This window comes from Mesorhizobium sp. RCC_202, assembly GCF_041355295.1.
Classification (GTDB): domain Bacteria; phylum Pseudomonadota; class Alphaproteobacteria; order Rhizobiales; family Rhizobiaceae; genus Mesorhizobium.
Genome location: NZ_JBFUPO010000006.1, coordinates 1 through 9,443, shown reverse-complemented (window position 1 = coordinate 9,443; position 9,443 = coordinate 1). Strand labels below are relative to the sequence as shown.

The window sequence follows — 9,443 nt, the reverse complement described above, 5'->3', positions numbered from 1 at the left end:
CGAGGCGACGCCGTCGACCGAAGTCACCGCGATCACGCCCGAGGCGGTGGTGTTGGTGGCGCCGATATGCGAGCCGGCGGGCTCGGTCACGTTGCGGGCCGGCAGGCCGGCCTCATAGACCGTGGTCACGCCATCGCCCACCGCCGGCAGCGTGACGGTCGGCGTGGCGTCGCCGATCGAGATCGTCAGCGTGGTGTGCGACAGGTCGCCGTCGCCATCCTTGATGGTGTAGGTGAAGACGTCGCTGACGCCGCCAGGCGAGCCGGCATCGCGGACGTAGGAATAGGAGCCGTCGGCCTGCAAGGTGAGCGTGCCGTAGGTTCCGTGGAGGCTCGCATTGAGCGTGCCGGTGCTGTCGAGATCGGCATTGGTGGTGCCCTTGGCGACGCCGACGACGCCGCCCGCGGCATCCTTGCCGTCAGCGCCGAACACGTCGTTCACGAACACATCGCCTGTGATGGCGGCCTGGCTGCCGGACGGCACGTTGCCGATGTCGGCATTGGCGGTCGGCACGTCGTCGATGATCTGGACCGACAGCGTACCGGGAGCCGAGGTGTCGCCGTCGCTATCGGTCACCGTCACTATCATGTTTTCGAAGACGGAATCGGTCCCCGCGACGGAGTGTGTCGCGCTATGGACGAGCGTGTAACTATAGCTCACCTGGCCGGTGCTTGCGTCGTAGCCGGTGATGGTCAGCGTGTTGCCGGCCGGCGTGGTGATGGGGATCGGCGTCGATCCGCTGTTGGCAAGGGCGGCGCCCGAAATCACCTGACCGGCGATGGTCAACGAGCCAATACCGTCTGGAGAGACGATGGTGAAGCTGCCGGTGTTGTGTTCGGAGGGGTCGCCGTCGACGCCTGGCGCCGCGGCTTCGCCCGAGCCTTCCGAGCCCGAGCTCGCCGGCAGGCCTTTTTCGTTCACGATGGTGTCGCCGCCACCGACGGAAGGCGTCAGGTCGGTGATCGACGGGGTCGAGTCGGGCAGGAGATTTGGGAACAGCTCGCGATGCTCCGGCTGGCCGAATGCCAGATCCGTCGGCGGCAGAAGAGCGGTGAGCCCGAAACCGTCGCCGATCCCGCCTACAGGCTGTTCGAAATTTCCGCCGGCGCTGCTCGGCGAGCCATTGCCCGCCGCCGAGATCGAGCCGTCCGCACCGAAGGCGACATCGACATGGCTTGCCTCGAGCGCTGCCAGCAGCGCAACGCGCGGCACCTCGACGTCGCCGATGATGAAGGTCGGCACATTGAGGGCCCCGTCCTTGATGACGATGACGGTGCCGTCGGCTTGTTCGAGCAACAAATTGTGGCCATCGACCTTGATGTTGTCGATGGAAATGCTGGCCGGCAGGTGGACGATATTGCTGGCGTCGGCGACGTATTGGTGCGGAGCGGCCGGCGTGTTCGCCGCCGCTGCGTTTGGCGCCGGAGCCGCCGGCTGAACCGGCGCGCCGCTGCCGACATCGACCGGTACCGGCTCGGCCGGCGCCGGCTGAGCCGCCTGAGCGATCTGGATGCCCGCATGCGTCGGCGAGCTGTTGTGTTCATAAGGGACGGAATGCTCGTCCCAAGAACCCGATACGGTGTCCAATTCGTTACTGGTCGTCATTGCCAAACCCCTCCGGCATTTCCCGGAAAGAGACAGGGACCACCTCTGCTTTGCAACTATCCCGTAAGCGTTTTCATATATTCTAATATGCCTGCTCAGGCATTTTTTACACGTGGTAAACCCCGAACATATAACCTGATATACATAGGCCCGAGTTTGGGTCTTCTGCGGATTGCTCAACGCGCCCTGCTGATCAATATAAGTATAAATTTGAATAAAATTTTACGAAAATAAGATGTTGCCGCTTACATGAAACTTATCCACCTTCCTTTCCGGTAATTTGAGACAAGATTGGTAACGTCCACAGTCAAAGGTGGGCGTTATGACAAAAGAAAAATCTGCCCTGGGGACAACCGGGCTCAAACTGCTCCTGCTGGCAATCGGCATCGCCGGCCTGCCGCAACAGTCATCGGCGAGCGCCGTTGCGCGCGGCCTCGAACCTGCCGAGATGTCGCTGGTGAAGGTCGAAACGCCGCCCGCGCTCGGCGGTGTTTCGCTGCTGCGGTTCGAACCTTGGCAGCCTGCCGCCGCCTACACGGTCGGCATGGCTTTCGACAGTTACGGCATCGCCGCTATCGATCAGGACGGCGACGCCTCGGCGGCGCAAGGCAATGCCGGGATCGACCCCATCCAGACGGCGGCGATCATCCCCGGCGTGTTCGGCTCGGTCGCTCTGTCGATGAACAATTTTCCCGTCTCGGCGCGCTGGGCGCCGGTCTACAGGGCAATTGTCGACTGCACCGCGGGCAGTGCCTGCGACCGCAAGAACAGCACCTTTGCCGCGATCATCGATGTCGCCAAGGACAAGCGTTTCATCGACAAGCTGTCCTTCGTCAACGCGGGCATAAATCGCGCCATCGCCTACAAGAAGGACAGCGTCGTCTACGGCAAGCTCGACTACTGGGCCAAGCCTTCGGAAATCCTCGAGCACCGGGCCGGCGACTGCGAGGATTTCGCCATCCTCAAGATGGCGGCGCTGCTGCGTGCCGGCATTCCGGCGCAGAGCATGTCGCTTGTCGTCCTGCAGGATCGCAAGCGCGGCTTCTTCCATGCCGTGTTGTCGGTCAGCACCGGTAGCGGCGTGTTCATTCTCGACAGCCTGAGCAACGTCGTTTCGCGCGACACCGATCTGCCGGACTACGTGCCGCTCTATTCGTTCAGCACCGACCGCGCCTGGATACACGGCGCCAAGGCCGGCGCAGCGCAAGTGGCCGACATCAAGGGCGGGCTTGCGACGGTCGCGCCCGGCGAGGGCCTGTAACGTAGCCGGTCTTCCGGAATTGCGTGAAAACAAAGAGATAGAGCGGTTCGCCGTGAAACGGTGAAACGCTCTAGCCGCCGAAGACGAACGCCATCAAGAGCTCCGGCTCGGCGACCGGCGCCCGCACGGCGTTCAATTGACCGCGATAACGGCGGTCGCCCGCGCCGATGACGAACCCGGTGGCGACAGGCAGTTCGCCATTGGCATCGAGCCGCGCGAAGATATCGGGAACATGGAGGTCCAGCGCCAGCTTGAGGTCGGGGCGCGTTTCGTCATTCGATGCGGCCGGCAACTGACGCCGGACCAGTTGCTGGAACGGCGCGTTGAAAGTCAGGATTTTCTTCGACGAAGCCAGCGCGAAAGCCGGCGAAGGGCAGGCGAGAAGGATGGCATTGATCGTCTTGATCGACGCCAGCTTCTGCAGGGTCGAATTCTCGTCGGCCAGCCCGCGCATGCAGGCCACCCGGATCGCCGATGTCAGGTTTCCGCTATGGGCATGGCTCTCGGCGATCTCGTCGATCAGCGAGCCGATGGTGCATTTGCGGTTCTCGGCCATCTGCTTCAGCGCGGTCCAGAAGGCCCGCTCGAGGCGAATGCCGCGCCGTACGCCGCCACGCGCCACGACCCGGAACTCCAGCCCGAAATCCTCGGTCGCCAGTGGCGGCAGCCGCCGCTCGCCTGCGACGGGAGGGGAGATTGCGCTATCGCTCACTCATCGCCTCCTCACGCGCCTTGTTGATCGGCTTCATCAGGTAGGTGAGGATGGTCTTGCGTCCTGTCTTGATGTCGACCGAGCAGATCATGCCGGGGATGATCGAATAGGTCTTGCCGTCCCGCGCCAGCGTCGACTTCTCGGTGGCGACGCGCACCTGGTAGTAAGGCTCGCCCGTCTTCTGGTCGACCAGGCTGTCGGCGGTGATGTTGGAGACCTTGCCTGCGATGCCGCCGAAGATCGAGAAGTCATAGGCGGTTATCTTGATCAGCGCGTCCTGGCCCGGCCGGATGAAGGCGACATCGCGCGGCGAGACCCGCGCTTCGACCAGCAACGTCTCGGAGGTCGGCACGATGCCGGCCACCACGGCGCCCGGCTGCACGAAGGCGCCGAGCGTGTTGACGTCGAGCGTGTTGACGATGCCATCGACCGGAGAGCGGATGTCGGTCCGCGCCACCTTGTCGGTAGCGCCGCGAATGGTCTCGTCGACGACCGAAAGATCGGCCAGCGCCTGGGTCAGGTCGCCCAGCGCTTCCTGCTTCAGCTGCAGGCCGAGTTCGTCGACCTGCAGCTGCGCCTCGGTGATGGCAGCCTTGCTTTTCTTGATGGTCTCGCCGGCGAGGTTCAGTTGCCCATGCAATTCGGTCTGCTCGCGCTCGACGCGGAGCTGCTCGGTCCTTGCCATCAGGCCTTTCTTGACCATGGCTTCGACCAGCGTCGTTTCCTGGTCGCTGACCGCAAGGTTCTTGGTCAGGCGATCCAGGTTGGCGTTGGCTTCGTCCAGCTCCTTCTCGCGCTGGTCGAGGCGCGACTTCAGAACCGAAAGCTTCACTTCAAAATTGCCGCGGCGCGCAAGCAGCAGGTTCTGCTCGTTGTCGCAGATTTCCGGCGCGACCGCCTGGATCTCGGACGGGCAGGGAAACGCACCCTCGATAGTGCCGCTCTGCTCGAATTTCAGTCGCGCGATACGCGCCTGCAAGGCGCGCGCCTTGGCCTGCTGCTCGCCGAGGCTGGACGTGTTCATCGTGTTGTCGAGGCGGATGATCAGATCGTTCTTCTTCACGACCTGTCCGATTTGCACGGCAATTTCCTGGACGACGCCCGGCTCGCTGGCCTGGATGACCTGGGTCTTGGAGGCCGGTATGACCTTGCCGTCGCCGCGCGCGATTTCATCGACCTCGGCAAAAGACGCCCACGCGACGGAACTCGCAAAAAGCGCTCCGATGATCAATATGGAGGCCGACGCAAACAGCGGCGGCCGGTCTTCCCTGGCAAGCATTTCCCAAGCCCCAACGCTTTGAATGCAATCAAGTCTGCTTCGTCAGGCGCTTGTTTTCTGCAGCGCCTGTATCACTTGGTCCTTCGGTCCGTCGGCAACGATCTTGCCTTGATCCACAACAATGAGGCGGTCGGCGAGCTCCAGCATGCTGAAGCGGTGCGTCGAAATGATCAGCGTCGTGTTGCGGTCGAAGGCCACTTTCAACTGCTTGATGAGCTGGCGTTCGGAAGCCAGATCCATGGAGCCCGACGGCTCGTCGAGAAAGACGATCTTCGGCTTGGTCAGCAACAGCCGGGCAATCGCCACAGCCTGTCTCTGGCCCCCCGAGAGGTTGGTGCCGCGCTCGCCGACATTCATGTCGTAGCCACGCGGATGGCGCGAGACGAACTCGTCGACGCCGGCAGCCTTGGCCGCTTCGACGATCTGCTCATCGCTCGCCTCCGGGCACGCCATCAGTAGATTTTCCTTGATGGTGCCGGAAAACAGATCGTTGGCCTGCGCGACGATGCCGACAGCGGCGCGAACTTCCGAAGGATGGTATTGGCGGATGTCGACCCCGTCCAAAAGCAGTTCACCGGAAGTCGGCACGAAAAGCCGGCCGATGAGCCGGCCCATCGTCGTCTTTCCCGAGCCGATGCGGCCGATGATGCCGATGCGTTCACCGGGCTTCACCGAAAAACTCATCGCGCTCAGGACTTCGGTGTCGGTGCCCGGATAGACGAAGCCGACATTCCTGAACACCATGGCGCCGTTTCGGATGGGGCGGTTGACGAAGCCGACCGTATCTGGCCGATCCTCCGGCTGCGCCATGATCGAGTTCACCATGCGCAGCGAAAGCATGGCCTGGCGATATCTCGACAGGGTCATAGCGATCTGGCCAAGCGGAGCCACGGCGCGGCTTGCCAGCATGACCGTGCCGATAATCGCTCCAGTGGAAATATGGCCCTCCGAGAACGCATAGGCGCCTGCCACGATCAGCGCGACGGTGACCATCTGCTGGATGGCTGAGGTTATGTTGCCGGCGGCTGCTGAAAGCTGCTTGATCTTCTCGGACGTGTTGGCCGCGTTTTTCGAGTGCTCGCCCCATTTGCGCAGCAGATACGCCTCGGCTCGCAGCGACTTGATGGTCTCCAGCGTTGAGATGGACTCGACCAGCAGCGCCTGGCGCTGCGAGGCCTCGTTCATGGAGGCCGCGACCCGCTTGCCGATGCGCCGTTGCGTGACCAATCCGACGATCACCGACGCGACGAAGGCCAGCGCCGGTATGATGACCAGCCAATCGCCGATCGCATAGATAACAAGCAGAAAGACGAAGACGAATGCGGTATCGATGAAAACGCTGATGGTGTTCGAGGTGAAGAATTCGCGCACGAACTCATATTGCGACACCCGGTTTGCGTATTCGCCGGTTGAGCCGGGCCGTGCCGACAGCGATGAGTTCAGCACTTTCTCGAACAGCATGTAGGAGATGCGCAGGTCTGCCTTGCGCCCGGCATAGTCGATGAGGGAGGCCCTGGCTGTCTTCAACAGCAGATCGAAAAGGATGACGGCGGAGATGCCGATCGACAGCACCCAGAGCGTCGATATTGCCTTGTTCGGCAAGATCCGATCGTAGACGTTCATGGTGAAGATCGGCGAGGCGATTGCCAGCAGATTGATGAATAGCGCCGACAGCACGACCTTCGAATAGGTGCGCCAGAACGGCCCCATCGTTCCCGTCAGCCAATGCCGCCGTTCGATCCTGGCGGCCGAACCGACATTCATCCCCTCGGTTGCATTGGCATAGGTGATCGAGAACGAGACGCCGCCGCTGATGTAGCTTTCGGCAAGCTCGGATTTGCTGACGGTCGTGCGCCCGTCTTCCTGCGGCGCGGTCGTGAATGCGCCGTCCTCGGTCTCGGCGAGCAAAGCGACGGGAAGTCGGCTGACCCGGAACAGGATGGCTGGGAGGTCGATGCGCCCCCGAACGAAGTCGCGATGGCTGAACTCGGTGATTTCAAGGCCGATGCGCTCTGCAAGGCGCCGGATGGCGTCGATATCGATGTGTGTGTCCGACAGCGGCACGCCGGCAAACAGCACCGTTTCCGCGCTCGGCCGGCCGAGATATCCGGCCACAGCCGCGAAGCAGCCCTTGAAGGCTTCCTTTGGCGAGAGAATGTTGGGTTGCTGGTTCACGATCCGCCCGCAGGCACTCTCGCTCGGCCCGACCTCTCACTTCTTCCTTACCGGTGCGAGGATATCGAATGGCAGATCGTTTGTCTGCTCCGACGGCGTCCGCGCATAGGTTTCGGTGTCAGCCGTTTCAGGCGTGCCGAACTCGGTCTTCGCATAGGCGGTAGCCTGTTTTGGCGGCTGAATGTCCATTGTCTTCAACAGCTGCCCGGTTGCGGCAAGCAGCCGGTATTCGGCGAAAAGCGACGCATAGGACGCCGTGTCCGCCAGTGTCGCGGTGTTGAAGCGGGTGTTCTGCGCGTCGAGCACGTCGAGCAGCGAACGCTGCCCGACCTTGAACTGCTCGCGATAGGACGCCACCAGCTTTTCGTTGGTGGCGGCCTGCTGCCTCAGCGTCTTTGCCTGCTCGGCCTGCCGGAAGCGGCGATCCCACGAGGTGCGGACCGCTTCCTCGATTTCGCGCAAGACCTGATGCAAGGCCAGCCGCTGTTCGCTGGTGCGGCGGATCTGCTCCTGCTCGTTGGCCTTGTCGATGCCGCCGCGATAAAGGTTCCAACGCAGCACCACCCGCGCTTGCAGGTCGTTGGTGCCACCGTCGCTGCCATCGATGTCGGAGCCTGCCCGGGCAACTCCCTCGGCAGTGATGGAGGGGCCGTATTTTGCCCGTGCGGCGTCCACCAGCGAGGCCGCGGCGTCGATGTCGCTGTTGGCCATGTGCACGCGTGGATTGTTCTGTCGCGCCAGCCCGATCGCTTCATCGAGCGACCTTGGCAGCGCAGCGGAAACATCGCCGGGTCTGGCGGCGCTGGTCAGCGGCTTTCCGACAGTCTTGAAGAACCGGATCTTTGCGGCCTCCATTTCCTCGGCGGCTTCCTGGAGGCGCGCCTTGGCGGCGAACAGCCGCTCCTCCGCCTGTTGGCGGTCGGCATCGTTCAGCGCGCCGCCGGCAATGCCTTGCCGGATGTCGCCGAGAATTGCCTGATGGAAGGCAAGGTTCTTTTTGGCTTCGGCAACGATCGAGGCCTGCAGCATGGCTTCAAGATAATCCTGGACGACGGAGAGGCCGATGAATTCGGACCGTTCCAGAACCCGGAACGAGGCGCCGTCGACCCGCGAGGCCTGGCGGTTGAGTTCGGCGTGCCTTGCACCGCTATCATAGAGCGTCTGCGAAACCGTGAGATCGGTTTCTGCCGGATAGAGCGTATCGTTCTCGATATCCAGCGCGCGCCTGTCAGAATTGTCGAGGCGGCGCGCCCCCGCCGACGCTTCGAGATCCACACTCGGCAGATAGAGACCCTTCGCCTGGCGCAACTCGAACTCGATGGCCTCACGATTTTCGATCGCTTGGCCGATTTCCGGATTGGACTCCACCGCGACCGCCATCGCCTCTCGAAGAGTGATGGCGTGAGCGTTGCCATAGCTCAACATCGTAGCAGTCATCAACAAGCCGAGGCGCTTAGCCAAGGTCGACACCGCTGTCTTATTCATTACCCCACACCCCACGCTCCCGTCGCCATTTAAGGCGGTACATCCCCAAGGGAGTGTCCCCGACGCCATTGAGGCGCTGCATCCCTAAGGGGAGTTTCCACTAATTTCCGTAACATGTGTGAGTGCTTATTGATTTAGTGGTTACTAAAACCGCTTAATAAGTTCGCAGGATGTGGCAAAAATGGCACAAAAATGCGCTTTTGGCCGCAACCGAGAGCGGTCCAACATCGGGAAGATGGATAAAGGTGTCTCCAACTTACCTGTGTCGAGGACTCAGCCACTCGATCATCGGCGTAAAAAGCTGATGGCCGCGCCGCTTAGCCGGCAGGCGGGTATTCTTGGCGGAAGGCGGCCAACGAACCGCCCATATCGAAGCGCGGCCTGGCTCGGTTCATAGCACGGATTTCCAGGCTCGAGCTTAACCTGCGCTTGGTCCTTGCCGAGCAGCAGCTCGTGGCGCCCATACATGACTGCATAGTGCGGCCCATAGATCTTGTAGAAAGAGAATACGTAGAGTCGACGTCGATCGCGCGACGTGGAGCGTAGGCGACGCCATCCACGCAGATGCGCGCGCCGCGTGCATGCACGAAATCGGCGATCCGGCGGATCGGGTTGATGGAGCCGAGCAGATTGGAGGTGTGCGTTACGCAGACCAGCGGCGTGCGATCGCTCATCAGCGCCTCGAGTGCGTCGAGGCTGGCTCCAGCGTTTCCGGATCGATCTCCCATACCTTGAAGGCGATCCCGCGCTCCTAGAGCATTTCATCGTTTCATGGAAACGGTGAACCGCTCTATCTCTTTGTTTTTACGCAATTCCGGATGAAAAGCCGCTCACACTTTTCCTGGAATTGCTCTAGGGCCTGTTGAGAATCAGCGTGAGTTGATGACGGATGCGCAAGCGTAGATCATTGCGCTGAAGTTTCGATC

The 9,443-nt window shown here is 61.9% G+C and carries 7 protein-coding genes; 1 reads left to right on the top strand and 6 read right to left on the bottom strand.

Translation table 11 applies throughout. The features are described from left to right. Nucleotides 1–1,605, bottom strand: a 1,605-nt coding sequence (locus tag AB6802_RS15290; RefSeq protein ID WP_371010962.1) for an Ig-like domain-containing protein, incomplete at its 3' end; no start/stop codon positions are given. Nucleotides 1,606–1,927: 322 nt separating this feature from the next. On the opposite strand from AB6802_RS15290, the gene AB6802_RS15285 reads away from it, so the two are divergent. Continuing rightward, entirely contained in the window at nucleotides 1,928–2,866 is a 939-nt protein-coding gene (locus AB6802_RS15285; RefSeq protein WP_371010961.1) for a transglutaminase-like cysteine peptidase, read from the top strand. Nucleotides 2,867–2,936: 70 nt separating this feature from the next. On the opposite strand, the gene AB6802_RS15280 is transcribed toward AB6802_RS15285, so the two are convergent. The 5 genes from AB6802_RS15280 to AB6802_RS15260 form a co-directional block, all read right to left on the bottom strand. After that, nucleotides 2,937–3,578: a ribbon-helix-helix domain-containing protein gene (locus AB6802_RS15280; RefSeq protein WP_371010960.1), complete on the bottom strand. Its 642-nt coding sequence runs from the start codon at nucleotides 3,576–3,578 to the stop codon at nucleotides 2,937–2,939. Beyond that, nucleotides 3,568–4,857 carry an HlyD family type I secretion periplasmic adaptor subunit gene (locus AB6802_RS15275; RefSeq protein WP_371010958.1) on the bottom strand — a complete coding sequence of 430 codons (1,290 nt, stop codon included), beginning with the start codon at nucleotides 4,855–4,857 and terminating at the stop codon, nucleotides 3,568–3,570. Before AB6802_RS15275 ends, AB6802_RS15280 begins: the two co-directional genes overlap by 11 nt. A gap of 42 nt (nucleotides 4,858–4,899) precedes the next feature. Continuing rightward, nucleotides 4,900–7,032, bottom strand: a complete 2,133-nt coding sequence (locus tag AB6802_RS15270; protein WP_371010957.1) for a type I secretion system permease/ATPase — start codon at nucleotides 7,030–7,032, stop codon at nucleotides 4,900–4,902. 36 nt (nucleotides 7,033–7,068) lie between these two features. Further along, nucleotides 7,069–8,517, bottom strand: coding sequence for a TolC family outer membrane protein (locus tag AB6802_RS15265; protein WP_371010956.1), 1,449 nt, complete (start codon nucleotides 8,515–8,517; stop codon nucleotides 7,069–7,071). A gap of 317 nt (nucleotides 8,518–8,834) precedes the next feature. Continuing rightward, nucleotides 8,835–9,191, bottom strand: a complete 357-nt coding sequence (locus tag AB6802_RS15260) for an aminotransferase class V-fold PLP-dependent enzyme (RefSeq protein WP_371010955.1) — start codon at nucleotides 9,189–9,191, stop codon at nucleotides 8,835–8,837. Nucleotides 9,192–9,443 lie beyond the last annotated feature (252 nt).